The sequence below is a fragment of the Micrococcus sp. HOU01 genome (genome assembly GCF_035609305.1).
GTDB classification, from domain to species: Bacteria; Actinomycetota; Actinomycetes; order Actinomycetales; family Micrococcaceae; genus Micrococcus; species Micrococcus luteus.
The window spans coordinates 450,689-476,582 of record NZ_CP141211.1 but is presented as its reverse complement, the minus strand read 5'-3'; the positions used below and the strand labels follow the sequence as shown (position 1 = coordinate 476,582).

At 69.2% G+C, this 25,894-nt stretch carries 28 protein-coding genes and 1 pseudogene; 13 read left to right on the top strand and 16 right to left on the bottom strand.

The window, feature by feature from the left end; all coding sequences use genetic code 11:
• Positions 1-82: 82 nt before the first annotated feature.
• From SOY78_RS02270 to cmtR (SOY78_RS02240), 7 genes are all read right to left on the bottom strand, one after another.
• The gene (locus SOY78_RS02270; protein ID WP_141843386.1) at positions 83-718 is read right to left on the bottom strand and encodes an energy-coupling factor transporter transmembrane component T family protein; all 636 of its coding nucleotides are present in this window, start codon (positions 716-718) and stop codon (positions 83-85) included.
• On the bottom strand, positions 718-1,479 hold the full coding sequence (locus SOY78_RS02265; protein WP_098094186.1) for an energy-coupling factor ABC transporter ATP-binding protein: 762 nt from the start codon (positions 1,477-1,479) through the stop codon (positions 718-720). Before SOY78_RS02265 ends, SOY78_RS02270 begins: the two co-directional genes overlap by 1 nt.
• Positions 1,476-2,144 (bottom strand): biotin transporter BioY, encoded by a 669-nt coding sequence (locus SOY78_RS02260; RefSeq protein WP_036381852.1) that lies wholly within the window; start codon positions 2,142-2,144, stop codon positions 1,476-1,478. The genes SOY78_RS02265 and SOY78_RS02260 overlap by 4 nt, the downstream gene beginning before the upstream one ends.
• A gap of 433 nt (positions 2,145-2,577) precedes the next feature.
• Positions 2,578-3,752 (bottom strand): IS3 family transposase gene (locus SOY78_RS02255; RefSeq protein ID WP_102708792.1). Its coding sequence is split into 2 segments (ribosomal slippage): positions 2,578-3,465 and positions 3,468-3,752, totalling 1,173 coding nucleotides; the frame shifts between segments, so codons are not numbered across the junction.
• Between the two features lie 326 nt (positions 3,753-4,078).
• Complete coding sequence (locus tag SOY78_RS02250; protein ID WP_230297579.1) at positions 4,079-4,552, bottom strand: signal peptidase II; 474 nt, start codon at positions 4,550-4,552, stop codon at positions 4,079-4,081.
• A 180-nt stretch (positions 4,553-4,732) separates the two neighbouring features.
• Positions 4,733-6,688 carry a heavy metal translocating P-type ATPase gene (locus SOY78_RS02245; protein ID WP_170721174.1) on the bottom strand — a complete coding sequence of 652 codons (1,956 nt, stop codon included), beginning with the start codon at positions 6,686-6,688 and terminating at the stop codon, positions 4,733-4,735.
• Complete coding sequence (cmtR, locus tag SOY78_RS02240) at positions 6,685-7,047, bottom strand: Cd(II)/Pb(II)-sensing metalloregulatory transcriptional regulator CmtR (protein ID WP_036313923.1); 363 nt, start codon at positions 7,045-7,047, stop codon at positions 6,685-6,687. The genes SOY78_RS02245 and cmtR (SOY78_RS02240) overlap by 4 nt, the downstream gene beginning before the upstream one ends.
• 152 nt (positions 7,048-7,199) lie before the next feature.
• On the opposite strand from cmtR (SOY78_RS02240), the gene SOY78_RS02235 reads away from it, so the two are divergent.
• The 5 genes from SOY78_RS02235 (at position 7,200) to SOY78_RS02215 (ending at position 10,824) form a co-directional block, all read left to right on the top strand.
• Positions 7,200-7,949, top strand: coding sequence for a cytochrome c biogenesis CcdA family protein (locus SOY78_RS02235; RefSeq protein WP_036313837.1), 750 nt, complete (start codon positions 7,200-7,202; stop codon positions 7,947-7,949).
• Positions 7,950-7,991: 42 nt separating this feature from the next.
• Positions 7,992-8,732, top strand: a complete 741-nt coding sequence (locus SOY78_RS02230) for a DsbA family protein (protein ID WP_036313834.1) — start codon at positions 7,992-7,994, stop codon at positions 8,730-8,732.
• Between the two features lie 61 nt (positions 8,733-8,793).
• Positions 8,794-9,453: a vitamin K epoxide reductase family protein gene (locus SOY78_RS02225; RefSeq protein ID WP_036313831.1), complete on the top strand. Its 660-nt coding sequence runs from the start codon at positions 8,794-8,796 to the stop codon at positions 9,451-9,453.
• A gap of 54 nt (positions 9,454-9,507) precedes the next feature.
• Positions 9,508-9,885 carry an ArsR/SmtB family transcription factor gene (locus SOY78_RS02220; RefSeq protein WP_036313828.1) on the top strand — a complete coding sequence of 126 codons (378 nt, stop codon included), beginning with the start codon at positions 9,508-9,510 and terminating at the stop codon, positions 9,883-9,885.
• Positions 9,886-9,915: 30 nt separating this feature from the next.
• Positions 9,916-10,824, top strand: coding sequence for a cation diffusion facilitator family transporter (locus SOY78_RS02215; RefSeq protein WP_036313825.1), 909 nt, complete (start codon positions 9,916-9,918; stop codon positions 10,822-10,824).
• Between the two features lie 205 nt (positions 10,825-11,029).
• Here the strand turns inward: SOY78_RS02215 and SOY78_RS02210 are convergent, their stop codons facing one another.
• The 5 genes and pseudogenes from SOY78_RS02210 to SOY78_RS02190 all read right to left on the bottom strand — a co-directional run bounded on the left by SOY78_RS02210 (position 11,030) and on the right by SOY78_RS02190 (position 15,588).
• Positions 11,030-11,647, bottom strand: coding sequence for a recombinase family protein (locus SOY78_RS02210; protein ID WP_036313821.1), 618 nt, complete (start codon positions 11,645-11,647; stop codon positions 11,030-11,032).
• A gap of 124 nt (positions 11,648-11,771) precedes the next feature.
• Positions 11,772-12,188 carry a hypothetical protein gene (locus SOY78_RS02205; RefSeq protein WP_113914460.1) on the bottom strand — a complete coding sequence of 139 codons (417 nt, stop codon included), beginning with the start codon at positions 12,186-12,188 and terminating at the stop codon, positions 11,772-11,774.
• Positions 12,189-12,263: 75 nt separating this feature from the next.
• A protein-coding gene (locus SOY78_RS02200; RefSeq protein ID WP_094449642.1) for an IS3 family transposase occupies positions 12,264-13,525 on the bottom strand; the annotation gives its coding sequence in 2 pieces (ribosomal slippage) (positions 12,264-13,174 and positions 13,174-13,525; 1,263 coding nt in all).
• Positions 13,526-13,594: 69 nt separating this feature from the next.
• Positions 13,595-13,927 (bottom strand): annotated as a pseudogene (locus tag SOY78_RS02195) (TniB family NTP-binding protein); the annotation flags it as partial.
• Positions 13,921-15,588 (bottom strand): Mu transposase C-terminal domain-containing protein, encoded by a 1,668-nt coding sequence (locus SOY78_RS02190; RefSeq protein WP_102708790.1) that lies wholly within the window; start codon positions 15,586-15,588, stop codon positions 13,921-13,923. The pseudogene SOY78_RS02195 and the gene SOY78_RS02190, both read right to left, overlap by 7 nt.
• A gap of 248 nt (positions 15,589-15,836) precedes the next feature.
• Between SOY78_RS02190 and cmtR (SOY78_RS02185) the strand changes: the two genes are divergently transcribed.
• Together cmtR (SOY78_RS02185) and SOY78_RS02180 are read left to right on the top strand one after the other, a co-directional pair.
• The gene (gene cmtR, locus SOY78_RS02185; RefSeq protein ID WP_017488126.1) at positions 15,837-16,196 is read left to right on the top strand and encodes a Cd(II)/Pb(II)-sensing metalloregulatory transcriptional regulator CmtR; all 360 of its coding nucleotides are present in this window, start codon (positions 15,837-15,839) and stop codon (positions 16,194-16,196) included.
• Positions 16,193-16,795, top strand: a complete 603-nt coding sequence (locus SOY78_RS02180) for a cadmium resistance transporter (protein WP_002854802.1) — start codon at positions 16,193-16,195, stop codon at positions 16,793-16,795. The genes cmtR (SOY78_RS02185) and SOY78_RS02180 overlap by 4 nt, the downstream gene beginning before the upstream one ends.
• A gap of 371 nt (positions 16,796-17,166) precedes the next feature.
• Here SOY78_RS02180 and SOY78_RS02175 read toward each other — a convergent pair whose 3' ends face one another.
• Positions 17,167-18,048, bottom strand: a complete 882-nt coding sequence (locus tag SOY78_RS02175; protein WP_113914441.1) for a manganese catalase family protein — start codon at positions 18,046-18,048, stop codon at positions 17,167-17,169.
• 96 nt (positions 18,049-18,144) lie between these two features.
• On the opposite strand from SOY78_RS02175, the gene SOY78_RS02170 reads away from it, so the two are divergent.
• The 5 genes from SOY78_RS02170 to SOY78_RS02150 all read left to right on the top strand — a co-directional run bounded on the left by SOY78_RS02170 (position 18,145) and on the right by SOY78_RS02150 (position 23,168).
• Positions 18,145-19,488 carry an IS256-like element ISMlu11 family transposase gene (locus tag SOY78_RS02170; RefSeq protein ID WP_324701753.1) on the top strand — a complete coding sequence of 448 codons (1,344 nt, stop codon included), beginning with the start codon at positions 18,145-18,147 and terminating at the stop codon, positions 19,486-19,488.
• 487 nt (positions 19,489-19,975) lie between these two features.
• A complete protein-coding gene (locus SOY78_RS02165; RefSeq protein WP_102708789.1) occupies positions 19,976-20,380 on the top strand; it encodes a GNAT family N-acetyltransferase in 405 nt (134 codons plus the stop codon).
• A 123-nt stretch (positions 20,381-20,503) separates the two neighbouring features.
• The gene (locus SOY78_RS02160) at positions 20,504-21,115 is read left to right on the top strand and encodes a class I SAM-dependent methyltransferase (protein ID WP_102708788.1); all 612 of its coding nucleotides are present in this window, start codon (positions 20,504-20,506) and stop codon (positions 21,113-21,115) included.
• Positions 21,116-21,247: 132 nt separating this feature from the next.
• On the top strand, positions 21,248-21,670 hold the full coding sequence (locus SOY78_RS02155) for an HIT family protein (RefSeq protein WP_070708679.1): 423 nt from the start codon (positions 21,248-21,250) through the stop codon (positions 21,668-21,670).
• A 427-nt stretch (positions 21,671-22,097) separates the two neighbouring features.
• A complete protein-coding gene (locus SOY78_RS02150) occupies positions 22,098-23,168 on the top strand; it encodes a GNAT family N-acetyltransferase (protein ID WP_170080074.1) in 1,071 nt (356 codons plus the stop codon).
• A gap of 23 nt (positions 23,169-23,191) precedes the next feature.
• Here the strand turns inward: SOY78_RS02150 and SOY78_RS02145 are convergent, their stop codons facing one another.
• On the bottom strand, positions 23,192-24,067 hold the full coding sequence (locus SOY78_RS02145) for an ArgP/LysG family DNA-binding transcriptional regulator (protein WP_170080075.1): 876 nt from the start codon (positions 24,065-24,067) through the stop codon (positions 23,192-23,194).
• Positions 24,068-24,138: 71 nt separating this feature from the next.
• On the opposite strand from SOY78_RS02145, the gene lysE reads away from it, so the two are divergent.
• Positions 24,139-24,753 (top strand): L-lysine exporter, encoded by a 615-nt coding sequence (gene lysE, locus SOY78_RS02140; RefSeq protein ID WP_036314948.1) that lies wholly within the window; start codon positions 24,139-24,141, stop codon positions 24,751-24,753.
• A gap of 33 nt (positions 24,754-24,786) precedes the next feature.
• On the opposite strand, the gene SOY78_RS02135 is transcribed toward lysE, so the two are convergent.
• Together SOY78_RS02135 and SOY78_RS02130 are read right to left on the bottom strand one after the other, a co-directional pair.
• Positions 24,787-25,374, bottom strand: coding sequence for a PIN domain-containing protein (locus SOY78_RS02135; protein WP_123244356.1), 588 nt, complete (start codon positions 25,372-25,374; stop codon positions 24,787-24,789).
• Positions 25,374-25,886, bottom strand: coding sequence for a helix-turn-helix domain-containing protein (locus SOY78_RS02130; RefSeq protein ID WP_134416925.1), 513 nt, complete (start codon positions 25,884-25,886; stop codon positions 25,374-25,376). Before SOY78_RS02130 ends, SOY78_RS02135 begins: the two co-directional genes overlap by 1 nt.
• Positions 25,887-25,894: the final 8 nt, after the last annotated feature.

The window sequence follows — 25,894 nt, the reverse complement described above, 5'->3', positions numbered from 1 at the left end:
CCGCGTTGACAGCCGGCCGGTGGCGCCGGTGGTGCCGGTGGTGCCTGTGGTGCCTGCCGACCCCGGTTCAGCCGACCCCAGCTCAGTCGATCCCGCGGGCGGCCAGGGCGTCCCCGACGTCGTCCGCGTGCTTGAAGCTGAGCACCAGCAGCGGCAGCGCCCAGGCCCACGGCGCCATCCGCACCCCGCGGGCGGCCTGCGCATGCCGGATCTGCTCGGCCAGGGCGCGCAGATGGCCGATCGAGGAGAGCACCAGGCCCATCGCCAGGCCCACGCGGTCGGCGCGGAACCCCGCCCGCGCCAGGCGCGGCCCCGCCCACGGGATCCGCTCGACCGGCCGCAGCACCGCCTCGGCCACCCCGGTCATGTCCGCGATCCGGGTGGTGCGCGTCAACACCTGCGCGGTGAGCACGAGCCCGAGCACGCGCGCCACCGTGAGTCCGGCGGCGAACGCGTCGGTGAAGATCCACTGCGCCGCGAACAGGACCACGTAGAACAGCCACAGAGCGCGCAGGTCGGAGGCGATCATCGCCGTCCCGCGCCGCAGCCCGAAGCCCACGAGATACGCGGTCACGGCGCCCACGACGGCGGCGCCCGCCGTCCACAGGGACAGCGGCAGCAGGGTCAGGGCCAGCACCCACACCGCGAACAGGCCCGTCTTGAGGCCGGCGCGGGCGTGGTGCAGGGGCGAGTCGCCGTGGACGTACAGGGAGAGCATCAGCGCAGCTCCGCCGCCACGGCGTGGTCCAGGAAGCGCTCGTACGCCTCGACCACGTCCTCGGCCGGGCCGGTCCGCTCCACACGGCCGCCGTGGATCCACACGGCCTCGTCGCACGCACGGGCCAGCTCGAGGTCGTGGGTCACCAGCAGCAGCTGGAACCCGTCCGGGGCGGAGGGGTCTGCGGCCAGCAGCCGGTCGGCCACGATCCGCCGGTGCCGGCCGTCCAGCAGGGAGGTCGGCTCGTCGGCGATCACCAGGGACGGCCCGGCGGTCATCACCGAGCACATGGCCAGCCGCTGCGCCTGCCCCGAGGACAGGGACAGGCACGCCCGGTCCGCGAGCGCGGTGAGCCGGTGCTCCTGAAGCGCCGCGGCCACGCGCGCGGCGACGTCGTCCTGGGTCAGGCGGCGGCCGGCGTCGCCCCTGAGCGACTTCACGGTCAGCTCCACGTCCTCCCGGACGGTGGGCATGACCATCTGCGCGGCCGGGTTCGCGAACACGAAGCCGACGGTGCGGCGCAGCGCCTTCACGTCCCGGACGGCGTCCACCCCGTGCACGGTCACCTCCCCGGCGACGACGTCGGCCAGCCCGGCGATCGCGCGGGCCAGCGTGGACTTGCCGGAGCCGTTCTCCCCGATCACCGCCACACGCGGGGCCGTGAGGGTGAGGTCCACGCCGTCGAGGAGCACGACGACGCCCTCGGGGCCGTCGGCCTCGACGCGGACGCCCGTGAGGGTGACGGAACGGTCCGGGCTCATCGGAAGGCGCGGGGGTAGGCCTTCCACAGGCCGACGATGAGGATGACGGCCACGACGAGCTTGATCAGGTCACCGGGCACGAACGGGGCCATGGAGAGGACGGCGGCGCCGAACTCCATCCCGGCGATCCCGACGAAGCCGAGCACGCCGAAGAAGTAGACCATCACGACGCCGCCGATCAGCCCGGCGACGGCCGCGCCGAGCGCGACCCGTCCGGCGCCGAGGCCGGGGCGGGCCCGGGAGGTGAGGGCCCAGAAGATCAGGCCGACGATCAGCGCGGACGGGATCCAGCCGAGGATGAAGCCGGCCGTCGGGCCGGCGAACACGCCCAGGCCGCCGCGGCCGCCGCTGAGCAGCGGCAGGCCGAGCGCCACGAGGCCGGCGAACAGCGCCATCGAGGCGGCCCCGCGCCACGGGCCGAGGATCACACCGGCCAGGATCACGGCGATGTTCTGCAGCACGATCGGGGCGGGCACACCGGCGACGGCGATCGGCGGCACCAGACCGAGGACGGCCATCAACGCGGTCATGACGGCGATGCGCGCGAGGCTGCCGCCGGCGGAACCGCGACGGGGGCGGCGGCCGGTGTCGGCGGGGCGGTCCGCCGTCGTGGTGGCCGCGGGGCGGACGTGGCCGTCATGGGACGAGGGCACGGAAGTGCTCATGGAGGGACTCCTGGTGCGGAAGCGAGTGCGATGGGGCGCTCAGCCGAGGCGCTGGGCGCATGGCGAGTGCCCGACGAGTTGAACAGTGTTCAGGAGTCTACTGCAGGGGCGGAGGTGTGGGCGGCCGGGGTGCGTTCCCGGGGCGACACCGAGGCAGCGGTTGTCGAGATGCAACGAAGATTTCAGAAACGCGCGAATTTGATTCATACGCCGGTCAGGCCCTGAAGGGTTGACATCGGCTCCTCCTGCCCCTCGCCTGACCAGCGCACGGGATCACGGGCGCTACGCTCGATCCATGTGTCGAGATGCAGCGAAGATTTCACAAACGCGCAAGTATGTTTCATACGACCACGAGTCACTTAGGTCTTGACCTTTGAACATCGATCGACTAAGGGTCATAGGGGACTGGTGCACGTGTAGGTGACAGCCGTCTTCACGCCGCGTCTGCGGGCGTGTGGTCCATGATCAACTCGTACTCGACCGGCGTCAATCGGCCCAGGCGCACCTGCCGGCGGCGGCGGTGGTAGGTCCGCTCGATCCAGGTGATGATCCCGGCCCGCAGCTCGTCCCGGGTGTCCCAGTCGCGTCGGTCCAGCACGTTCTTCTGCAGCAACGCGAAGAAGGACTCCATAGCCGCGTTGTCCCCGGCAGCACCGACCTGACCCATGGACCCGATCAGCCCGTGGGTGGTGAGGGCGTCCTGGAATAGGGCCGAGCGGAACTGCGAGCCGCGGTCCGAGTGCACGATGCACCCGGCCACCGCATCGGTGCCGCCGCGGCGTGCCACGGCCTGCTCGAGGGCGTTCACGGCCAACGAGGCCTGCATACGCCCGGCCATGGAGTACCCCACGATCCTGCCGGCGTAGAGATCCTTGATCGCGCAGAGGTAGAGCTTGCCCTCACTGGTGGGGTGCTCGGTGATGTCGGTCAGCCACAGCCGGTTCGGAGCTTCGGCAGAGAAGTCCCGGCGGACGTGGTCGTCGTGCACGGGTGGGCCTGGGCGGGTCCCGTACTTGCCACGCTTGGCCCCGAACCCGCAGTGCCACCCGTTCTGGCGGCAGAGCCGCCAGGCAGTACGGGCGGCCATTCGCTCCCCGGCCGCCTCGGCCTCGTCCCGCAGCAGCCGGTACCCGAACTCCGGATCGTTCAGGTGAGCGGCGTGCAGGGCGTTGGCCCGGTAGGCCTGCTCCACCTCAGAAACGGCGACGGGCTGGTCCCGCCAGCGGTAGTAGGGCTGGCGGGCGAGCTTGAGGACCCGCAAGGACACCGCGACCGGGATCTGGTCGGCGGCGAGCTCGGACACGAGCGGGTACATCATTTTTTCGGCAGGTTCGCCTGGGAGAGGTAGGCCGCGGCGCGGCGTAGGACTTCGTTCTCCTGCTCGAGGAGCCGGATCCTGCGGCGGGCTGCGCGGAGTTCTTCGGCCTCGGCCTTGGTGGTGCCTGGGATGTTGCCTGCTTCGATATCGGCCTGGCGAATCCAGTTCGTCAGGCAGGACTCGGAGATGCCGAAGTCCTTCGCGATGTCTTTCAGATGGGTGCCGGGCTCACGGTTCTGCGCGACCCGGACGACATCATCGCGGAACTCTTTGGGGTAGGGGGCGGGCATGGTGCACATCCTTCCCTGTGGTGTGGGAACACCACAGATCGTATGTCACCTGTACGTGCGTCAGTCCCTCCCTCGGCCGTCGGCCTGTGCACGATCGGCCCCTTGACCACAGGGGTCAGGAGCACCGGGGTCGGGACGCGGATATGGTCTGTCGTTCCCAGGGCCGGGGCTTCTGCTCCATCGCCGACCGGCGTCGAGGCGTGCCACCCACCTGTCGCACCGCCCCACCCCGCCAAGATCACCGTGTGGTCTCGTACAGCGCCGGCAGGTTGACTCCCTAGGGGGGACCGACTGCAGCGGGCCGCGGAGGGGAGTCCTAGTAGTGGTTATCGCGCGACGTCGACGGTGCCCCGGTCGGGCACCGTGGCGGTCAGGAGGACCGCGGCCAGCGCCCCGCCGACAATGAAGATGTCCGCGATGTTGCCGATGAACCAGTTCCCGTAGGCGAGGAAGTCCACCACGTGGCCTTGCCCGAATGACGGTGGGCGCAGGAGCCGGTCACCCAGGTGGGAAGTCACCGCGCCGCCGAGACACCCGATCACGATCGCCCAGGACACGGTACGGACCCGGAGGGTGAACCAGATCGCCGCGGCGACCGCCACCGCCGAGATGATGGTGAAGATCCAGGTCGAGTTGGCCCCGAACGAGAAGGCCGCCCCGGGGTTGTAGGCCAGCTGGAGCCCGAGCAGCTCACCCAGGAGCGGGACTCGCTCGCCCGTGGACAGGCTGTTCTCCGCCCACCACTTGGTCACCTGGTCCAGGACCACTACGCCGGCCCCGATCGCAATGGTCAAGAGCACCAGGGGGTACCTGCGCCGGTGGTTCATTCGTGTCCTTTCGCGATGCGCCCGTTTCCCGGCGCCTCAGTGGATCTGCTGACCCCGGCGCGACCTGTGAAATCGCTGGCAGGTACCGGATGGACCGGACAGGTCGGGTCTCACCGGGCCTGGGCGTCTCTGTCCCGCAGGCACGGTAGGAGCTCATCCCGTGGTGGCGGGTTGGGCTTGCCGGTCGGTGAGGGGTTCCAGGGCGGTGCGTCGGGTGGTGGCGGCGCGCAGGCCGTTGCCGATGACGATGACCTCGGCGACCTCGTGGACCAGGACCACGGCGGCCAGGCCGAGGACGCCGGTGATGGCCAGCGGCAGCAGCACGGCGATGATCAGCAGCGAGAGAATGATGTTCTGATTGATGATGGCCCGGCCGCGGCGGGCGTGGGCCAGAGCTTGGGGGATCAGGCGCAGGTCGTGGCCGGTGAAGGCGACATCGGCGGATTCGATGGCTGCGTCCGAGCCGGTGGCGCCCATGGCGATGCCGACCTCGGCGGCGGCCAGGGCGGGAGAGTCGTTGATGCCGTCACCGATCATCGCGGTGGGCCGGGTGCCGGTCAACTGGTGGACGGCGGTGGCCTTGTCCTCGGGGCGCAACTCGGCGCGCACGTCGTCGATGCCGGCCTGGTCGGCGATCGCCCGGGCGGTGCGGGCGTTGTCCCCGGTGAGCATGGTCAGGTCGATGCCCTGGCCGGTCAGGGTGGTCACGACGGTGGGGACCTCAGGGCGCAGTTCGTCACGGACCCCGATGGCCCCGGCGACCGCCCCGTCGCGGTGGATGATGACCACGGTCATGCCCTGGTCCTCCAGCCCCTGGACCTGGGCCGCCAGGGGGCCGGGGGCCAGCCAGCGGGGGCTGCCGACGGTGACGGTAGCCCCGTCCAGGCGGCCGGTGATCCCGTGCCCGGCGGTCTCGGTGACGCCCTCGGCCGCGGGCGTGTCCGGGGTGGCGGCGGTGATGGCCGCGGCCAACGGGTGGGTGCTGTGCTGTTCCAGTGCCGCGGCCCAGCCCAGCACTTGGTCCTCGGTGATGCCGGGGGCGGCGAGCACGGCGGTGACGGTGGGCTGGTTGCGGGTCAGGGTCCCGGTCTTGTCCACCGCCAGGTGGCGGATCCCGCCGAGGCGCTCGAAGGCGGCCCCGGATTTGATGACCACCCCGAACCGGCTGGCCGCGCCGATCGCCGAGACCACGGTGACCGGCACCGCGATGGCCAGCGCGCAGGGCGAGGCGGCCACCAACACCACCAGGGCGCGGGTGATCCACAGTTCAGGGTCCCCGAGCAGGGACCCGAGGGCCGCGACGAGCACGGCCAGGATGAGCACCCCGGGCACCAGGGGCTTCGCGATCCGGTCGGCCAGCCGGGCCCGGTCCCCCTTCTCGGCCTGGGCCTGTTCGACCAGGTGCACGATGGTGGTCAGGGAGTTGTCGGTGCCGGCGGCGGTGGCGTCAATCTCCAGGGCCCCGGCGGTATTGATCGACCCGGCCGAGACGGTGTCTCCCGGGCCGACCTCGACCGGGATGGACTCGCCGGTGATCGCCGAGGTGTCCAGGGAACTGCGCCCGGTACGCACGATCCCGTCGGTGGCGACCCGTTCCCCGGGCCGGACCACGAGCACCTGCCCGGGTCGCAGGTCCTTGGCCTCGACCTCCACCGTGGCCCCGCCGGCCCGGATGGTCGCGGTCTCGGGCACCAGTTTCAGCAGGGCGCGCAGGCCCGCCCGGGCCCGGTCCATGGCCTTGTCTTCCAGGGCCTCGGCGATGGAGTACAGGAACGCCAGGGCGGCGGCCTCCTCGATGTAGCCCAGGATCACCGCGCCGATGGCGCTGATCGTCATCAGCAGTCCGATCCCGAGCCGGCCCCGGGTGAACAATCCGCGCAGCGCCCCGGGCACGAAGGTCCAGGCGCCCAGCACCAGCCCGACCCAGAACACCACCGTGGCCACGAGACCGGCCCCGGACCATTCCAGGACCAGCCCGGTGAGGAACGCCAGCCCGGAGAGCGCCGGGAGCAGGATGGCTGCATCGCGCCACCACGGCCGGTGCTCCTCGTGCTCCTCGGGTGCACCGGGAGTGGGGGTCGGGGCCTCGCAGCCGCAGGCGGCGCTCACGAGGCCACCTCCGCCGTGTCGCAGCACCGGGGTACCGGGCAGCCCGGGTCCAGGCAGGGCGCGGAGGCATCCACCGCGAGGGTCACCTCGAGCAGACTGCTCAGCGCCCGGGCCAGGTGCGCATCGACGATCGCGTACCGGGTGCGGCGGCCCTGGTGCTCGACGGCCACGATCCCGCAGTCCCGCAGGCAGGCCAGGTGGTTCGACACGTTCGACCGGCTCAGCCCCAGGGCCTGGGCCAGCTCGGCCGGATACCCGGGGCCCTCCAGCAGGGACAGCAGGATCCGGGATCGGGTGGGGTCGGCCATCGCCCGGCCCAGCCGGTTCATCACGTCCAACCGTGTCGCAATCGTCAGCATGTGGTGAACTATACAGCCTGCACTGTAGTCTCTTGCGGGGTTTCGCCCGGGCCGGGCGACCCCGATCGATTGAATCAGTGAGGACCCTCCGTGACTGCCCGTTGCTGCCCCACCTTCCCGCATCGCCGCTGCCGGGGCCGAGGAGGACGGCCATGAGCCTGGGTGGGTTCTTCGCCGAGATGGTCCAGTCCGGGGCACTGCTGGTGGCGATGCCGCTGGCCGTGGTCGCCGGGCTGGTGTCCTTCCTCTCCCCGTGCATCTTGCCGCTGGTGCCCGGATACCTGGGGTATGTCTCCGGGCTGGCCGACCCGCGCCGGGCGGACAACCGGCGCCGGGTGATGACCGGGGTGGGACTGTTCATTATGGGCTTCGCCGCGGTGTTCACCCTCTACGGGGCCGCCTTCGGGGTGATCGGCGGGTGGCTGTTGCAGTGGCAGGACGCGCTGATCCGGGCCTTGGGGGTGTTCGTGATCCTGATGGGCCTGGTGCTCATCGGCTGGCTGCCGTTCCTGCAGAACACCCGGCGGATGTCCTTCCAGCCCAGGACCGGGATCGCCGGGGCCCCGCTGCTCGGGGTGGTCTTCGGCCTGGGCTGGACCCCGTGTATGGGCCCGACCCTCAGCGCCGTGCTGGCGTTGAGCACCACCACCGGGGACCCCTGGCGCGGGGCCCTGCTGGGCTTCCTCTACTGTCTGGGCCTGGGCATCCCCTTCGTGCTGGTGGCGATGGGCCTGGACTGGGTCACCCGAACGCTGGGCTTCGTCCGCCGCCACATCCGCGCCTTCAACATCATCGGCGGGGTACTGCTGGTGCTCGTCGGGGTGCTGATGGTCACCGGGATCTGGACCCTGTGGATCTACCAGCTGCAGAACCTGGCCGGCACCTTCACCACCCCCGTCTAACCCCGCCCGCACACGCCCCCCACCTCACGGATTGGACCGCTCGTGACTTCCCCTGACCCCACCGCTTCCACCCCGTCTTCTCCCACCCCGTCCCGGCAGCGCCGGGCCAAGATCGTGGTCTGGGTGCTGCTGGGCCTGGTCGTGGCCGCCGCCCTCATCGGTTACCTTGTGGCCCGCGGGACCGCCACCGCCCAGCAGCAGGACCCCAACCAGTCCACCGCCCAGTCCACCGGGCAGTCGACTGGGTCTGCCGGTCAGTTGGTGCGGGAGAATAGCCGGGTGCTCTCGCAGGCCCCCAATGAGAAGGCCGTGCTGGTGGAGTTCCTGGACTTCGAGTGCGAGGCCTGCGCGGCGGCTTACCCCTTCGTGGAGGACCTGCGCGCCGAGTATGCGGACACCGTGACCTTCGTGCACCGGTACTTCCCGCTGCCGGGCCACCCGAACTCGGTCACCGCGGCCATCGCCGTGGAGGCCGCTGCCCAGCAGGGCGCCTACGAGTCGATGTACCAGAAGATGTTCGAGACCCAGACCGAGTGGAGCCACACCACGGAGGACCGCAGCCCGGTCTTCCGGGCCTACGCCGAAGAGTTGGGCCTGGACATGGCCGCCTACGATGCCGCGGTGGCCGACCCGGCCACCCGGGACCGGGTCGAGCTGGACGTGGCCGACGGCACCGCCCTGGGCGTGGCCGGGACCCCGACCTTCTACCTCGACGGTGAGCCGCTCACCGTGAACAGCCTGGAAGAGTTCACCGCCGCCGTCGAGGCCGCCACCCAGGACTGACCGCCCGGACCATCCGCGGCCACCCGGGCCAGAGCAGAGGACCGAGAGCAAAGGACTTCCCATGACCGACCGGCTCACCGAGCCCACCGCCCCGAGCGCCGCCTCCCCAGTATCGGCAGCCGGCCCGGCGCCGGCCCCGGCGTGGTTCACCGGGCGCCGGGCCTTCGGCCTGGTGCTGCTCGTCACCGGCGCCGTCGGCTGGATCGCCTCGGCGACCCTGGTCCTCGAACGCCTCGCCCTCTACGAGAACCCCGGCCACACCACCAGCTGTGACATCAACCCCTGGGTGTCCTGCGGACGGGTCATGGGCACCTGGCAGTCCGAGCTGTTCGGCTTCCCCAACCCGCTGATCGGCATCGTCGCCTTCGCCGTGGTGATCTCCACCGCGATGGTCGTGCTCTCCGGGGCCCGGCCCGGCCGCGGGTACTGGCTCGGGCTGCAGGCCGGGGTCACCCTCGGGATAGGGTTCGTGGCCTGGCTGTGGTTCCAGGCCCTGTACGAGATCTACATCCTCTGCTTGTACTGCATGATCGTCTGGGCGGCCATGATCCCCCTGTTCCTCCTGCTCACCGCCCGCAACCTCGCCCACGGCGTGATCCCCGCCCCGCCGGGGGTGGTCCGGTTCGCCACCGGCTGGGCCGGGACCCTCATCGCCGTCGCCTACGTCGCCGTCGCCGGCTCGGTCTTCGTCCAGTTCCTCCCCGCCTTCACCGGCTTCTGACCGGTCCTGGGGCGCGACCTCGCCATTATCGACTGAAGGCGCTATCATCGTCGTATGACGATGATTAAGGAGCCGGGGGTGTCCCCGGCGGCGGGCCTGGGCCCGGCGGCGGCGCTGTTCCACGGGTTCTCCGACCCCACCCGGTTGGCGATCCTGCGGCACCTGGCCACCGGGGAGCACAAGGTGCGCGAGCTGACCGAGCACCTCGGGTTGGCCCAGTCCACGGTCAGTGCGCACCTGGCCTGCCTGGCCGGCTGCGGGTTGGTGGCCTCCCGGCCGGTGGGCCGGGCCTCGCTGTACGCCCTGGCCGCCGAGCCCGAGCTGCTTCAGGTGCTGGCCGCCGCCGAGCGGCTGCTGACGGTCACCGGGCACGCGGTCGAGCTCTGCCCACACTCCGGCACCCCGGGCCCCGACGGCCCCGCCGCGGCCTGAGCCCGGTCCCGGAGAAGGAGGACACAGTTAATGGGTGCACACCACCACGCCTCGCCGGCGCACCGCTGGCGGCTGGCGGTCGCTTTCGCCATCACCACGGCGGTGCTGCTGGCCGAGGTGGCCGGGGCGCTGATCACCGGCAGCCTGGCCCTACTGGTGGACGCGGCGCACATGCTCACCGACGCTGGCGGGTTGCTGATGGCCCTGCTGGCCTCCACCCTGATGGCCCGGCCGCCCACGGCCCGGCGCACCTGGGGGTTCCTGCGCGCCGAGGTGTTGGCCGCCCTGGCCCAGGCCGCCATCCTGCTGGCCGTGGGTCTCTACGCCTTCATCGAGGGCCTGCAGCGACTGTTCGCCCCGCCCGAGGTAGCCTCCGGCCCTCTGCTGCTGTTCGGGATCCTCGGCTTGGCCGGTAACCTCGCCTCGCTGGCCGTCCTCGGCTCCGGCCGCGGGGCCAACCTGAACATGCGCGCCGCGTTCCTGGAGGTCCTCAACGATGCGCTGGGCTCGGTGGCCGTGATCGCCAGCGCCCTGGTCATCGCCACCACCGGCTGGGCGCAGGCCGACGCCGTGGCCGGGATGCTCATCGCCGTGTTGATTGTGCCCCGCACCCTGAAGATCCTGGCCGAGGCCGCGCACATCCTGCTCGAATCCACCCCCCGGGACCTGGACCTCGCCGAGGTTCGGGACCACCTTGAAGCGGTGCCGCACGTGGTGTCCGTGCACGACCTGCACGCCTCCCAGATCGCCACCGGGGTCCCCGTGCTCAGCGCCCACGTCGTCGTCGAGGACCACTGCTTCCACGACGGGCACGCCCCCCAGATCCTGGACCAGCTCCAACACTGCGTCGCCGAGCACTTCGACGTGGCGATCGACCACTCCACCTTCCAACTCGAACCCGCCGCCCACGCCCACCACGAACACCCCACCCACCACTGACCCAGTGGGGCTGGTTGAGCAATAGACGCGTCCGCAGGAGGAACCCCCCACCGGACACACCCGCAGCCGACATGGATGAACAGTGGCACGCCACTAGGGACATCCCGCATGACCCGTCCGGTGGTCCGTCCCGCGACGGCACGTCATACGACACGCCCCCGGGTGGGTCACCATCGGCGGCACACAGCTCCGCAGCCCGCGGTGGTCATCGGCGTTGGGCCAGCACCTTCTGTCCGGCTTCGCGCAGTTCCCCGGTGGGTGAGACGTGGCGGTAGAGGGTCTGGCGGGTGATGCCCAGTTCCTTACACAGGGCACCGACGTTGGTGTCCTTGTTCCCCATCGAGGCCATCGCCAGGCGGATCTTGGCCGGGGTCATCTTGTAGGGCCGGCCGCCCTTGCGGCCTCGGGCCCGGGCCGAGGCCAGGCCGGCCTTGGTGCGTTCGGAGATCAGCTCGCGTTCGAACTCGGCCAGGGCGGCGAAGATCCCGAACACCAGCTTGCCGGAGGCGGTCGTGGTGTCAATCGCCGCCCCCTGGCCGGTGAGCACCTTCAGGCCCACGCCCCGCTCGGTGAGCTCGTGCACGATGTTGACCAGGTGGCGCAGGTCCCGGCCGAGTCGGTCCAGCTTCCACACCAGCAGGGTATCCCCGGCCCGCAGCGCTTTCAGGCACGCGGCCAGATGGGGACGGTCATCGCTCTTGCCGGAGGCCTTGTCCTCGTACAGAGCCTCCGGTTCCACGCCGGCTTCGAGCAGGGCGTCGCGTTGCAGGTCGGTGGCCTGGGAGCCGTCAGCCTTAGACACCCGCATGTACCCCACGAGCACCGCCCACCACCCCTGTCATTTATTCGATCGTTTATGTGACACGAGGCCCGCAGAGCGAGATGTTGAGAAATATTGTCACGTAACCGGTCATTTATTCTACGTCTCGCAGACGGTCACGGCGCAGCTATGGTGACAGGTAGTCCGAAGGGATGCCGAGCTCGGTGAAATTGCTCCGGACGCCTTGGATCACTTCGTCGTTGTCGCGGCGGTACATCGTGCAGAAGTTGAAGAGTTGGCGGGCGGTCTCGGGGGTGGTCCGGGCTTCCTCGACGACGGCCTGAAAGTTCTTTTTGATCTCCTGCCAACGGATGGCGGTGGGGTCCGTGGTTTGTTCGGTGCTGCCGGGGTCGCGGGAAATGTCCGGTTGGGGCAGGAACACCTCGGCTTCGCGTCCGGGGCAGGTCATGGCCCGGGTTTCGAACAGGTGTATCGCGGTGGCGGCGGCTTCCAGGGACTGGAGTTGGCGCTGATCGGAGAGTTCCTCGTAGGGGCGCCACGGGCCCTGTCCGGCGCGGACCGGGTGGCCGGTGCGGTCCCACACCTGTCGTGTCAGCCGGCCGGGTGCGCCGCATTCGATGATGGGGCCCTACCCCCGGATCTTGGACACGGGGTGTGATTACGCAGCCGTCGGCAGCGTAGCGGTGTTGCCGGTCTCGTAGAGGACCGGCGGGACGTAGCGGCACCACGAATGGCGTCGCTTGGTGTTGTAGCGGACGAGCCACCTGAAGACCTGCCGGCGGCAGACCAGTTCGTTGCTCCAGCAGGCGGCGTCTTGGAGAACCTCGCGCTTCATGGTGGCGTTGAACGACTCGGCCAACGCGTTGTCCGCGCTGGACCCGACGGCGCCCATGGACTGGGTGACGCCGAGCTTGCGACAGAGCTTGGCGTAGTCCTTCGAGCAGTAGACCGACCCGTGGTCGCTGTGAAATACGCTGCCCTTGAGGGTGCCCCGGGTTGCGGCGGCGGCCTTCAACGCGTCCTCGACGAGCTCGGTACGCATGTGGTCAGCGATGGCCCACCCGACAAGCCGACGGCTGTAGCAGTCGATCACGGTCGCCAGGTAGAGGTTCGTGCCGTCGGCGATCGGCAGATAGGTGATGTCGCCGACGTAGCGCAGCCCTGGCGCCGGGGCGGTGAAGTCGCGCTTGAGCAGGTCGGGGTACTTCTGGCCAGACGGTTCGGGGATCGTGGTCCGCACCCGCCGCTTCTTCACATAGCCCCGGATTCCTTGCAGCCGCATCACCCTGGCGACGCGCTTGTGGTTTACCCGCTCACCGGCAGGCGCGCTGTCGTTGAGCTCGGCGGTGATCCGTGGCGCACCCTGGGTGTTGTCCTCGGCATGGACAGCCCTGATCCGCTCTGCCAGCGCCGCGTCGTCAGCTGCCCTGGCTTCTCGGGCCGGGGCAGCCTTGAGCCAGGCGTAGTAGGACGAGCGCTCGATCTCGACGAGCTCACACAGTCGCTTCACCTCGAAGGTGGCGGAGTTGTCGGCGACGAACTGGAAGCGACTCACCAGCCCGTCTCCCCAGCGAAATACTTGGCCGCCCGCTGGAGGATCTCCCGCTCGGTGGTCAGCTTCGTCGTCTCGACCTCGAGCTCGTTGACCCGGGCCTCGAGCCGGGCGATCTTCTGCTCAGGCGTCTCACCGGCGGGACCCGTAGGGCTTGTCGGCGACGGCTTGGACTGCAGTGGGCTGGAGGTCAATGTCCCGTCAGCGGCGGTCTTCTTGCCGGTCCCGTAGACCTCGAGCCAGTGCCGCAGCGTGCCGCGCACGATGCCGAGATCCTCGGCGATGCCGCGGACCGTGGCGCCCGGGGTGGACTCGTACAAGTCGACGGCCTGACGACGGAACTCCTCGGAGTAGTTCTTCCTGGCCATGATTCCTGGATCATCTCGCTTCCCCAGCAGGTGCTGGATTCAGCGTGTCCAAGAACCGGGGTCAAGCCCCGATGGTTCCGAGGGCATCTGCACGCACACCACCGGGACCTGCTCCCGGTCCGGTTCGGAGCTGGGCGGGTGCTGCCGGCGGAAGCGCTCGATGATCATCGACTTGCCGTTGTTTGTCGGGCCCACCAGTAGCAGGTTGGGCATGCGCTGCTTCGCCGGCCAGCCGAGCATGGTCTCCAGACGCTCGACGGCCTCGACCGCCTTCGGGTAGCCGATCCAGCGGTCCGCGCGGATCCGCTGGACCCGCTCGGCCGCCGGCAATCGCGCCACCGGCTGCGCGGCCGGGTGCAAGTGGGACAGCTCCAGCGGCTCGTACTCGTTGGCATTCACCATTGCTCGATCTCCCCGAACCGGGCCACCACATCCAAGTCCGTTGGTACGACCGGTGGTTCCGGCACCGGGGGCGTCGGCCTCGTAGTGGTCGTCCCGGTCTGGGTGCGGCGTTGCCTCTCGCGGCGGGTGCGCTTGGTGGTCTTCTGGGCGGTCTCGGAGATGGTGCGCATCTGCTCGATCATCCGGAACAGGCCCGACTCGTCGACTTCGGTGGCCCCACGCTCGCGCAGCCGGGCCAGAGCCTGCCGGTGCTCCCACACGCTGACCGCCGGGTTCGACAACGCCCGATACGGGACCTCGATGTACGCGGTGCCCTCGGGGTCCAGCACCCAGATGCGGCTGATATCGCGCGGATCCCGCCGGATGAGGAACCGCTCCAGGGCCTCGCGGCGTGCGATCCACGGCTTGAGCGCATTGGCGAAATAGTGGACATGGTCCAGAACAAACCCGGTGCGCGTGAGCTTGCGGCGGAACACGGGCAGAAAGTCCACTAAGAACGCCGTTGGGTTGGCCGTCGTCATCGGGGTACTGGTAGCTGCGACCGACTCGACCCACCGTCCGGCCGGGGTCTGGCCCAGCGTGGAGTGCACCGTGTCGTGGTAGGTCGCCACAGCCAACACCAGCCACCGCTCCAACTCGGCAATCGTCAGTGCGGCCATCTTCTCGGCGTCGTACGCTCCACGCTCGACTGGGTTCGAAAACGTGGTCCCCGGCAGCTCGTGGATCTGTCGCATGGCCGTGCCGATGACCCGCTCGACGATCCCGCCGTAATGCGGCCGGCCCAGCGGGCGGTAGTCGAGGCTGATACCGTGCTGGTCGCACCCGCGGGTGAGCGCTTCGCTCTTGAACTCCCGAGCATTGTCCACATACAGGGCCTTCGGCTTGCCACTCATCGGCCAGGCCGCGTCGATTCCGAGCCGCTCCAGCCAGGGCCGCTTGTCACCGGCCGCATGGGCCAGGCACAACCCCACCGACACCGCCGAGGGCGGCTCCAAGGTCACCACCATTCCAACCAGACACCGACTGCACACGTCGATGGCCACCGTCAGATACGGCCGTCCGATCGGCTGACGGTCACGGTCATCGACCACGATCAGATCCATGACCGTGTGATCGATCTGCACCTGGTCCAGGATCGACTCGACTACCGGAACCTCGTCCCCGGCCGATTGCAACGGCCGGACGCTCTCGGCCCCCTCGCGCCGCCGGCCCACCTCGACCGGATTCATCCGAGCGATCCGCGCGGCCACCGTGTTCCGTGCCGGAGCCGGCAGCCCCTGCACGGCGCAGGCCCGCGTGATCTCCCGATGCAGGGAGGCAATGCTGCGCTTCTGCCGGGTCAAGTACCGCTGGCACACCAGCTCACGGATGATCTGCTCCACTGGCTCCGTCAGCCGGCCCCCACCCTTGCCACCATCCGATCGCCGGGGGACAAGATCAGTGACCAGGCCCGAGCCCCGCCGGTACCGCTCCAGCAGCACGTACACCCGGCGCCGGGAGATCCCCAGCTCCATCGCGGCTTCGTCGACGGCAGCCAGTCCCACTGGATCGTGCTCGGCCAGGCGACCGATCACCCCGGCCCGCAACCGGGCCTGCTCCCACTCACGCTCGGGCACCGCAAGCACGCCCGGTCCAGCCATCTCATCCTGGTCGCCGTCCACGCCCGCCTCCTCATAGAGAACAGGACTACTGAGCAGATGCGACGCTAGTGCACAGGACTACTGAACGACCAGGGCTCGGGAGTCGACGACACCACCCCCGAGAGGACGGGCCCGAGAGCGCAGTCGACTTCTGAAAATGACACGAGGACTGAGCTCGCTCGACGTACGGTGAAGGATCCCCTTACGGGCATGCGATCTGGGCTGACGCCTGTGACCGAGTGTTCAGTTCGCGCTGTATAGTTCAATCCATGATGACTATTGCTTCGCGTCTCGACGTGATGAACCGCCTGGGTCGTGCACTGGCCGACCCCACTCGATCCCGGATCATCTTGACCCTGCTCGACCATCCCGCTTACCCGGCGGAACTGGCCCGAGATCTGGACCTGACACGCCCGAACGTGTCCAACCACCTGGCATGCCTGCGCGATTGCGGGATCGTCGTCTCCGAGCCCGAGGGTCGTCGGACACGATATGAGATCGCCGATTCGCACCTGGCGCAGGCGCTGACGGCACTGGTCGATGCCACCCTGGCAGTGGACGAAGACGCCCCGTGCATCGATCCCGCCTGCTCGCTTCCCGGATGCGACGCAGCTGGGGAGGGCGCATGATCCTCACCTCGGTCTTGCAGGCGATGGGCCTGTTCGCAGCGACCAACATCGACGACATCATCGTGCTCTCCCTCTTCTTCGCGCGAGGGGCAGGCCAGCGCGGCACTACCGCCCGCATTCTGGCCGGCCAGTACCTCGGATTCGCCGGCATCCTCGGTGCCGCGGTCCTGGTGACCATCGGCGCCGGAGCATTCCTGCCCTCGGCAGCCATCCCGTACTTCGGCCTCATCCCTCTGGGCCTCGGCCTCTGGGCCGCATGGCAGGCCTGGCGCGGAGACGATGACGACGATGACGACGAGGCCAAGGTTGCCGGCAAGAAGGTCGGCGTGTGGACAGTCGCAGGCGTCACCCTTGCCAACGGCGGCGACAACATCGGCGTCTACACCCCTGTCTTCCTCAGCGTGGAACCTCTCGCAGTAGTCGCCTACTGCATCGTCTTCCTCGCGCTCGTCGCGGTCCTGGTGGCCCTGGCAAAGTTCGTCGCCACCCGCCCCCCGATCGCCGAAGTGCTCGAACGCTGGGAGAACATCCTCTTCCCCATCGTTCTCATCGGCCTCGGCATCGTGATCCTCGTCAGCGGCGGAGCCTTCGGACTCTGACGTAGCGGCAGCGATCCAAACGGCCCCGACCGGGCGCACCCCTCTCGGTTCAGACCGCGACACCTACCTGCAGCCAGTCCTGCGTGATCGCGGCAACAAGACCGCCACGGAGCGCTGCAAAAACCCCGCCACCAAGCGAACGAAGCCACAGGGCAGGGCGTGTAAAGGGGTATACCCGCGTGGACGTGGGTCAAGAACACTCCGTGCGACCACGCAGCCCTGTCCGAAGCGCCCGCATCCCCTCAAGAATGGCGAGGCACATTCTCGCCACGGCGCTTGCCAGGTAGATGCGGACCCGTACAGGGACAGACGACACGGGCCCGCCTGCTGGAGCAGACGGGCCCGTGCACTCCCTCATCGGGAAGGTCGGGTCACTCGCGGTGCAGCTTGTCCTGCACCGTGCCCGCCAGCTTCTCGACGCGGTTGGGCACCTCCGTGGTCCCGTAGAAACGGGAGTCCGGGTGGGTGGGCGGGGGCATGGGGACCCCCGCCGGCGGCTCGGACGAGTAGGAGAACTCGCCCTTGCCGTCCGGGGTGGGGCCTGCAGCCCACGAACCCTGCGCAGTGGCCTGACCGTCAGAGAATTCGTAGTGCGTGTACGAGTGCTCCGTGGCCTCCTTCTTCTGCGGGAAGTTGCTCGGCACCGGCATCTCCTCCAGGCCGTCCTCCTGCAGCTCCTTCACAGCCGCCGCCCACTGGTTCTGGTGCATCGTGTCCCGGGCCAGAAGGAAGGACAGCAGCTCCCGGATGCCCGGGTCATCGGTCATGTGGTAGAGCCGGGCCACCTGGGTGCGGCCCTGCATCTCGGCGTTGAGGTTGGCGGTCATGTCCGCCAACAGGTTGCCGCTGGCGGTGACGTAGGCCGCCGTCCACGGATTCCCCATGCTGTCCACGGGGCGAGCACCGGCACCGGCCACGATGGCCTGCTGCAGGTCGGTACCCCCGATGACGGCGGCCACGGCCGGGTCATCCTGGATGGCGTCGGTGGTGATCCCCACCGGGGCCTTCTCCAGCAGCTGGGCCACCATGGTGGCGAGCATCTCGACGTGACCGAACTCCTCGGCCGCCGTGCTGAAGAGCAGGTCCCGGTACTTGCCCGGAATGTGGGCGTTCCAGGCCTGGAAGCTGTACTGCATGGCCACGGTGATCTCACCGTACTGCCCGCCGATCACCTCCTGCAGCTTGCGGGCGTAGACCGCGTCGGGCTTCTCAGGACTGGAGACGTGCTGAAGCTTCTGCTTGTGGATATACAAGAGAGGACTCCCCTCGATCATGTCGGATGCGTGGAAGCCGGGCGTGTCAGATGGTCTGTGTAAGCCGTACCGAGAGGAACGGTAAGAATCATGACCATGATCGACGAGAAGAACCCAGGCGAGCCCTCGGGCCAGGACCTGGTCGAGCAGCTGAAAGCCTCAGGGCAGCTTGATTCCCTATTCGCGCAGATCGACGCGGGCGGCGTCGAGCTCACCGGTGACGGCGGGTTCGTGCCCGCGCTGGTCAAGGCCGCGCTCGAGCGGGGCCTGCAGGCCGAGCTGACCAGCCATCTGGGCTACGAGAAGGGCTCGAGCGAGGCGCCGAAGCACGCCAACTCCCGCAACGGGACCACCCCGAAGACCGTGGAGTCCGAGGTCGGGCCGATCGAGCTGGACGTCCCGCGAGACCGGGGCGGGTTGTTCACCCCGCGCCTGGTGCCCAAGGGCCAGCGGCGCCTCGGGGGCCTGGATGACATGATCATCAGCCTCTATGCCGGCGGAATGACGATCCGGGACATCCAGCACCACCTGGCCTCCACGATCGGCACGGACCTGTCGCACGAGACGATCTCCAACATCACCGACGCCGTGAGCGAAGAGGTCCTGGCGTGGCAGTCGCGGCCGCTGGAGGAGTTCTATCCGGTGATCTATCTCGACGCAATCCGGATCAAGATCCGAGAGAACAGCCAGGTCCTCAACCGTGCCGCCTACATCGCCGTCGGCGTGGACCTCGAGGGCATCAAGCACGTGCTGGGGATCTGGGTCCAGGACACCGAGGGCTCGGCGTTCTGGGCCCACGTCTGCGCCGATCTCGCCAACCGGGGCGTGCAGGACGTGCTGATCGTGTGCTGCGACGGGCTCAAGGGCCTGCCGGAGGCGATCGAGGCGACGTGGCCGGACTCGATGGTCCAGACCTGCGTGGTTCACCTGATCCGGGCCGCGATGCGGTTCGTGGCCTACCAGGACCGCAAGAAGGTCGCCGCCGCGCTGAAGCCGATCTACACCGCCCCCAACGAAGAGACCGCGAGGAAGGCGCTGGCCGAGTTCGAGGCCTCCGAGCTCGGCACGAAGTACCCGTCTGCAGCCGCGACCTGGGCGAACTCCTGGGAGCGGTTCATCCCGTTCCTGCAGTTCCCACCCATGCTCCGCAAGGTCATCTACACGACCAACAGCATCGAGTCGCTGAACTTCCAGCTACGGAAGGTGACCAAGAACCGCGGCCACTTCCCCTCGACCGAGGCGGCGGTGAAGCTGCTCTGGCTGGCGATCTGCAACATCGAAGACAAACGCGCCGCCGAACGCGCTCGGGACCGGGGCAAACCCGCCGGCCAGCGCAAAGCCCAGGGCCGGCTCGTCGAAGGTCAGGCCGTCACGAACTGGAAGCAGGCCCTCGCCCAGCTCGCCGCGGCCTACCCCGACCGGATCAACCCCTACCTGTGACCACCCCGCTTACACAGACAAGTTGACACGCCCTGGAAGCCCGAGGGGCTCCACGCCGGACATCATCGACGCTACGCGGGTCTGACCGACCCGCGTTAGTGCTGGCCCACGCCAGAACTGCATCGCTCACCACCTGGGTCATGGACGCCAGCACCACTCGGGGGGTGAGCGCTTTCGCCATCCTCCGCCTGCGGATGCGGCGGGTAGGTGACTCCCAGCGGCACGCAGTACAACCGGTCGTTTGTGGCTGCGCTTCCACGAGCACGAGAGCAGCCCCTCACACTCCGAGCGTCTCGCCCTCTCTCCACTGCGCCTCTGCACTGCTATCTTCCGAGCCATGTTCACTCTCTGACGGCATCGCGCTGAACACCCCACCATCACGAGAGGAACAACTGTGCCCACTGACCTTCTGACTCTTCACTTGCCGCAGCTCTATCCTGCTGGCCAGCTCCCTGGAGGACTCGACTTTCGAGGATTGGACGCTGGGATGGCCGACGATCTGGCCCAGTGCTATCTCATGAGCTACCCACCCGACGTCGCTGCCTCCGATCTAGACGAGGCGTGCGAGGAGATGAACGCGACCTTCCGCGGTGACTACGGAAAGCTGCGCGCCGATGCGAGCACTACAGCGTGGGTGGGTGGCCGTCTCGCCGGAGCCATCATGGTGGTCACCCACTCGATCTGGGACGAACACCTCACTGGTCCGTTCATCATCGACCTCTTCATTGATCCCCACGCACGCGGGAAGGGGATCGGGCGGGCTCTGGTCCAACACGCCATCGCAACCTGCTGCGACGCCGGTGACCACACTCTGAGTCTGCGCTTCGGACAGGGCACCTCCGATGCGGCCATGAGGATTTACCAGCGGCTCGGATTCCGCCCCGTGGGATAGGCAGATTCGGTCGTTTGCGGCGGGCCCGATCCTCGCCGCAACTCTCGCCATGGGGAAGCCGCGACACACCATCGCTCGTCGCATCCTCTTCCCCCTACGTGCCCAGATCGAGATACTCAGGCCATGCCAGCCACTCCCACAAGTTCCAGCGATTGGGCCTCCTACAACGCCGCGCGGGCAGGCACCTCGGCCGTACGCCCTCTCACCGACCGGGCGCTCACAGCACTGCGGGCCACCCACCAGAACCTCGCAGGTCTGCGCGCTGTCGAGCTGGGAAGCGGCGCCGGCATTGAGACCCGGCGCCTTCTCCAGGAGGGTTTGAGCGTCCACACCATCGACGTCGACTCGAGCGTCGAAAAGCACATGAATGAACTCACCTCGCTCGGCATCCTCGAACACCGGACGGGCCTCATCGAGGAGTGGGATCCCCTCCCGCACGCCGACCTGATCCTGGCCAATGCCTCTCTGCCATTCATCCCTCGCGCACGCTTCACCTCGGTGTGGGACCGGATCAAGCACGCCCTGCTGCCAGACGGGATCCTGGCGGTCGATCTCTTCGGCTCCGATGACACCTGGGCCTCGGACCTGGGCACCTACCTCACCGGGAAAGAGGTGGACGAACTCCTCGACACTTTGGAGGTGATCGAACTGAACGAACGCAACGAAGAAGGGCGTGCGTTCGACGGCATCAAGCATTGGCACACCTTCACCGTTATCGCCCGCCGCCCAGCCTGACCCCTCCGCGCCCGACACCTGGCGAGCGAAACCGCACAAATGGTCGTTTGGGGCGGGCGAGGTCCACGCCAGTTGGCTCGCCAGCTCACGCATCTCTCCTCCCGGCGGTGCAGGCCCTCCTATAGTCGGACGATGGGAATCTCCTGCCCCTTCTGCGAAGTCGCCGAGCGGCGCACCCCCGCCCATGTGGTCACCGAAGGTGCGCTTTCGCTCGTCTTCCTCGACCTCCATCCGGTCGCAGACGGTCACTGCCTCATCATCCCTCGGCGCCATGTCCCCACACTCTCCGACCTCCTGCCCGAGGAGGGCGCCGAGATGTTCGCCCTCGCTACGCGAGTGGCCGGCGTCATCCGTAGGACCCTGGCTCCCGCGGTGAACCTGCACCTATCAGACGGCGTTGAAGCCGAACAGGACGTGCCCCATATTCACCTGCACGTGATCCCTCGTCACCGCGACGATCAGGTGTCAATCCACCTGCCCCCGTCTTCGACCTCGACAAGCCCGGAAGCAACCGTGACGGCGCTACGGATTGGGATGCACCTCCAGAGCAGCTAGGCAGATGCGGCACAACCGGTCGTTTGTGGCGAGGGGTCCCGCCATGCGCCGTGTGCACCACCTCCGGCCCTGTCCGCCCGCCACATGACTCGCCACAATCAACCCGCCAGAGCGGCAGCCGCCCGTACGTTTCTGGCGAGCCTCGGGGCGCGCGGGGGCGCCCACCTGGACACCCAGTTTTCACGCCGATCGGATCCCGCCCGATATGCGAAGAGTTCCCCGCGCGTCAGGTGAAATCTGGGTCGCATCTCGACGACAAAGGCCCTTGCCCACCGATCCGCGTCGTGACACAGTTCACCCCATGATGCAGCAGCAGTGACCCCGTTGGGCCCGACAACCCACCACCGGCCCTCCTCGCGCGCCCGTCTCGAGCACGGCTCGACGGGTGCCTCTGCGCCCACCCCTTTCTGCAGAAAGCAGTCACCGCATGCCTGACATCATCGAATTTCCCCTGCCCGCCTCGTCGGACGACCCCCACTGGCGGGCCTACTGCCGCCTCGGAGACGAGTACAACCACGAGCTGATCGGCACGACCGAGTGGGACGAGACCCCCACGGACGCGCTCATCCAGGCCGCCGCCGAGACCGACCACACGCTGCGCCGCTACCTGGCGTACGTCGACGGCGAGGCGGTCGGCTACGCCCGTGTCCTGATCAACCACGTCGACGACCCTGACGCGGCCGCCCTCAACGTCTACGTCCACCCGCGGCACCGCGGACGCGGCCACGGCCGGGCACTGGCCGAGCGGCTCGTCCTGGACACCGCCGGCCTCACCCGTTTCGAGACCTGGCCGCTGACGCCGCCGCCGGTGGCCGGGCAACGGGCGCTCACCCCGCCCAACGGCGCCGGCGCGGTGCCCGCCGAGCATCCGGGTGTGCGTCTCGCCCAGTCCTACGGCTTCGCGCTCGCCCAGATCGAGCGGGTGAGCCGGTATGACTTCGCCGATCCGGGGATCGACCCCGCCGTCGCCCTGGCCGAGGCCGAACGCGTCTCGTCGGACTACGAGCTCCACGCCTGGGAGGGCGCGGCCGACGCGTCCCTGCAGGACGACCTCGCCGTCCTCAAGGCCCGCATGGCCACGGACGTGCCCTCCGGGGAACGCACCGTGGTGGAGCAGGTCTGGGATGCAGCCCGCGTGCGTCGCATGGACGAGCAGATCCTGACGACCGGGCGGCTCTTCCGCGCGGTGGCGCGGCACCGTGCCACCGGCCGGATCGTCGCCCTGAGCGAGCTGGTGGCGCCCCGCTCGCGCCCGGACGGGCTGATCGACCAATGGGACACCATCGTGCTGCCTGAGCACCGCGGCCACCGCCTCGGCATGCGCGTGAAGGCGGCGAACCTCATCGCCGTGCGCGACGCGCTGCCCGAGGCCCGCGCGATCATCACGTGGAACGCCGAGGAGAACCGGCACATGCTCGACGTCAACGAGGCGTTGGGCTTCCGGCCCGTGCTGGCCGAGGCATCCATGGAGGCGCCGGCACCGCTGCGACCTCGCTGACGGTCCGCGACCTCGGTGCCGCCTCACCCCCGCTCGAGCGTCCGCTGGGCCGCCTCCCGCACCGCCCGCGTGAGCCGCACCAGGCGCGTCACGGGCAATGTGGCCGCCTGCCAGTACAGGGGTACGAGGACGTCGTCGAGCCCGGGCACGCGGACCAGCCGGCCGGCGCGCACGTCCTCGACGGCCTGGGCGTCCACGAGCATCCCCCACCCCAGGCCGGCCCGGACGGACCGGTGGAACCCGTCGAACGACGGCGCCAGGTGCGTGGGCGGGGCGACGTCCAGTCCGGCGCCGCTCAGCGCGAGGCGCTGCAGGTCGTCCTTCGCGTTGTAGCGCATCATGGGCATCGCGCCGAGGTCGACGACGTCGCCCGCCGCATGCCGCGCGAGCAGGGCGGGCGCCACGAGCGGGACGTAGCGCATGCTCCCCAGCGGCTCCGCCGCGCACCCCTGCACCGGCTTCGGCTCCGTGGTGACGGCGGCCAGCACCTCGCCGCGGCGCAGCAGCCGGGCGCTGTGGTCCTGGTCCTCGACGTGCAGGTCGAGGACCAGGTCGTCCCAGTCAGCGGCCTCCGCCAGGACGGGCCCGAACCACGTGCCCAGCACGTCGGCGGGCACGGCCAGGGAGGTGACGCTGCGCCCGGCCGCCGTGCGGCCCAGCCCGGCCCACGCCTCCTGTTCGAGCACCCGCATGTGCCGGGCCACGCGCACCAGGCCGACGCCGGCCTCGGTCGGCTCGCAGGGTGTGCCGCGCCGGAGCAGCACCTGGCCCACCTCCCGCTCCAGGGCGCGGATGCGCTGGCTGACCGCGGAGGCGCTGACGCCGAGCTCGTACGCGGCCGCCTCGAACGAGCCCTCGTCCGCGATCGCACGCAGTGCCTGCAGCTGATCCAGGTTCATGAAGCAGAGCTTAGGCGTCTGCAGTTCTCTTCGTTTGGCTCAGGCCTGACCGGGCCCTAGCGTCCTCACCCATGTGGACCCTCGCCGGCACCGGCCTGCTCACCGGACTCGCCCTCATCGTCGCCATCGGCGCCCAGAACGCCTTCGTGCTCCGCCAGGGCGTGCGCCGGGAGCATGTGGGCGCCGTCGTGCTGGTGTGCATGGCCTCGGACGCCGTGCTGATCCTGGCCGGGACCGCCGGGGTGGGCGCGCTCGTGCAGGCCGTGCCGTGGCTGCTCGAGGTGCTGCGCTGGGGCGGCGCCCTGTACCTGCTCTGGTTCGCGGTCTCCTCCCTGCGTGCCGCGCTGCGCCCGCAGGGGCTCGTGGCCGAACAGGCGCCGCGCACCGCGGGTTCGGTCATCGCCACCACGCTCGCGCTGACCTGGCTCAACCCGCACGTCTACCTGGACACCGTGGTGCTGCTGGGCAGCCTCGCCAACCAGCACGGTCCCGACGCGCGGTGGGTCTTCGCCGCCGGCGCCGTCGCCGCCTCGGTCCTGTGGTTCACCGCGCTCGGCTACGGCGCGCGCCTGCTGGCCCGGGTGCTCGCCGACCCGAAGGCGTGGCGCGTGGTGGACGTGGTGATCGCGGTGGTCATGGCGGTGCTCGCGGTCCGGCTCATCGCCGGTTCCGGCGTGTGGGGATGAGCAGGCAGACTCCGGTTCTGGCGTCCGGCTGAATCAAGGTCGCTCAACGTCGACCCGCCAGAGCTGGGCTCGTGCGGCCTCCGCGAACAGGGGTGCACCGCACGGCACCAGCCGTTCCAGGACGTCACTGACGGTCAACGGAGGATTCCGTGTCGCGCCCGCTTGGGCTGCGAGAGCCGTCATCACTCGAGCCGGGTCCAGGTCGAGCTGGTTCATGAAAAACTCGTCCGGACTCTGCACCTCGATGTCGAAGGACTCAACGACCTCACGCGGGAAATCCTTCAGATTCGCCGTGACGATCAGGTCAGCACGCCCCTGGATCGCGGCGGCGACCACATGCCGATCATCGGGGTCCGGAAGGTCAATCCCGGGCACGAGCTGCTCCCACCCCTCGACCCGCGCGTCGTCGAAGGCGGCGTCCATGACCCCGGCACGGTGACGCGCCGCCCCCGACGCACGCATGTCTGGATGCATCGCTTCCAGTGCGCGCACCGTCTCGTCGAGGATCCGCCCACTCCATACCGGCCGATAGAGGCCCGCCTCGGCCAGATGCAGCAAGGTGTCCGCTTGGGCGATGGGCACGAGGACGCACGCGTCGAGCACCGCGCTGAAGCGAGCCACTACCCGCGCTCACCCCGGAGGTCGGCGCGAGCCTGACGCAACGCCTCGCGGTAGGACTCCGCCTTCTGGTCGTAGAGCCCCGCAGACGAGGCCTCCCCTACGAGGTCGCTCAGCGAGGCACGCCGCTCCCCGCGCTTCCGCTGCTGATAGGACACGACGTCTTGGAGCCGGATGCGTCGGTGCCGACCACCGGTCGTCCTCTCGTACGGCAACGCGCCCTCCTCGAGCAGCCTCACCAGCGTGGGACGACTGATGCCGAGGAAGTTCGCCGCCTCTTGTGTCGTGAGCAGCTGGTCGACGGGTGCCACCGTGATGGCCTTGCCCACCCGCATCGCCTCGACGACGTCCCGCAGGACGTTGAAAGCCTCTGGCGGCAGGGGGACCTTCTGGCCGTCAGGGCCGACCAGGGCGGCCGGCTGCGTCAGGCCGTCGAGGAACCTGCCGAGGTCGAGCATCTCCTCGAGGTCCGTCGGCGGCAGCACCGTGTGCTTGTCATTCACCGTCGCAGTCATGGAACAAG

What these genes read in the sequence shown, in the direction of transcription:
- SOY78_RS02270 (WP_141843386.1), bottom strand. Translation starts at nt 718, where the DNA reads ATGCTCTCCCTGTACGTCCACGGCGACTCGCCCCTGCACCACGCCCGC.
- SOY78_RS02265 (WP_098094186.1), bottom strand. Translation starts at nt 1,479, where the DNA reads ATGAGCCCGGACCGTTCCGTCACCCTCACGGGCGTCCGCGTCGAGGCC.
- SOY78_RS02260 (WP_036381852.1), bottom strand. Translation starts at nt 2,144, where the DNA reads ATGAGCACTTCCGTGCCCTCGTCCCATGACGGCCACGTCCGCCCCGCG.
- cmtR (WP_036313923.1), bottom strand. Translation starts at nt 7,047, where the DNA reads ATGCTGACGATTGCGACACGGTTGGACGTGATGAACCGGCTGGGCCGG.
- SOY78_RS02235 (WP_036313837.1), top strand. Translation starts at nt 7,200, where the DNA reads ATGAGCCTGGGTGGGTTCTTCGCCGAGATGGTCCAGTCCGGGGCACTG.
- SOY78_RS02225 (WP_036313831.1), top strand. Translation starts at nt 8,794, where the DNA reads ATGACCGACCGGCTCACCGAGCCCACCGCCCCGAGCGCCGCCTCCCCA.
- SOY78_RS02220 (WP_036313828.1), top strand. Translation starts at nt 9,508, where the DNA reads ATGACGATGATTAAGGAGCCGGGGGTGTCCCCGGCGGCGGGCCTGGGC.
- SOY78_RS02215 (WP_036313825.1), top strand. Translation starts at nt 9,916, where the DNA reads ATGGGTGCACACCACCACGCCTCGCCGGCGCACCGCTGGCGGCTGGCG.
- cmtR (WP_017488126.1), top strand. Translation starts at nt 15,837, where the DNA reads ATGATGACTATTGCTTCGCGTCTCGACGTGATGAACCGCCTGGGTCGT.
- SOY78_RS02180 (WP_002854802.1), top strand. Translation starts at nt 16,193, where the DNA reads ATGATCCTCACCTCGGTCTTGCAGGCGATGGGCCTGTTCGCAGCGACC.
- SOY78_RS02170 (WP_324701753.1), top strand. Translation starts at nt 18,145, where the DNA reads ATGATCGACGAGAAGAACCCAGGCGAGCCCTCGGGCCAGGACCTGGTC.
- SOY78_RS02165 (WP_102708789.1), top strand. Translation starts at nt 19,976, where the DNA reads ATGGCCGACGATCTGGCCCAGTGCTATCTCATGAGCTACCCACCCGAC.
- SOY78_RS02160 (WP_102708788.1), top strand. Translation starts at nt 20,504, where the DNA reads ATGCCAGCCACTCCCACAAGTTCCAGCGATTGGGCCTCCTACAACGCC.
- SOY78_RS02155 (WP_070708679.1), top strand. Translation starts at nt 21,248, where the DNA reads ATGGGAATCTCCTGCCCCTTCTGCGAAGTCGCCGAGCGGCGCACCCCC.
- SOY78_RS02150 (WP_170080074.1), top strand. Translation starts at nt 22,098, where the DNA reads ATGCCTGACATCATCGAATTTCCCCTGCCCGCCTCGTCGGACGACCCC.
- SOY78_RS02145 (WP_170080075.1), bottom strand. Translation starts at nt 24,067, where the DNA reads ATGAACCTGGATCAGCTGCAGGCACTGCGTGCGATCGCGGACGAGGGC.
- lysE (WP_036314948.1), top strand. Translation starts at nt 24,139, where the DNA reads ATGTGGACCCTCGCCGGCACCGGCCTGCTCACCGGACTCGCCCTCATC.
- SOY78_RS02130 (WP_134416925.1), bottom strand. Translation starts at nt 25,886, where the DNA reads ATGACTGCGACGGTGAATGACAAGCACACGGTGCTGCCGCCGACGGAC.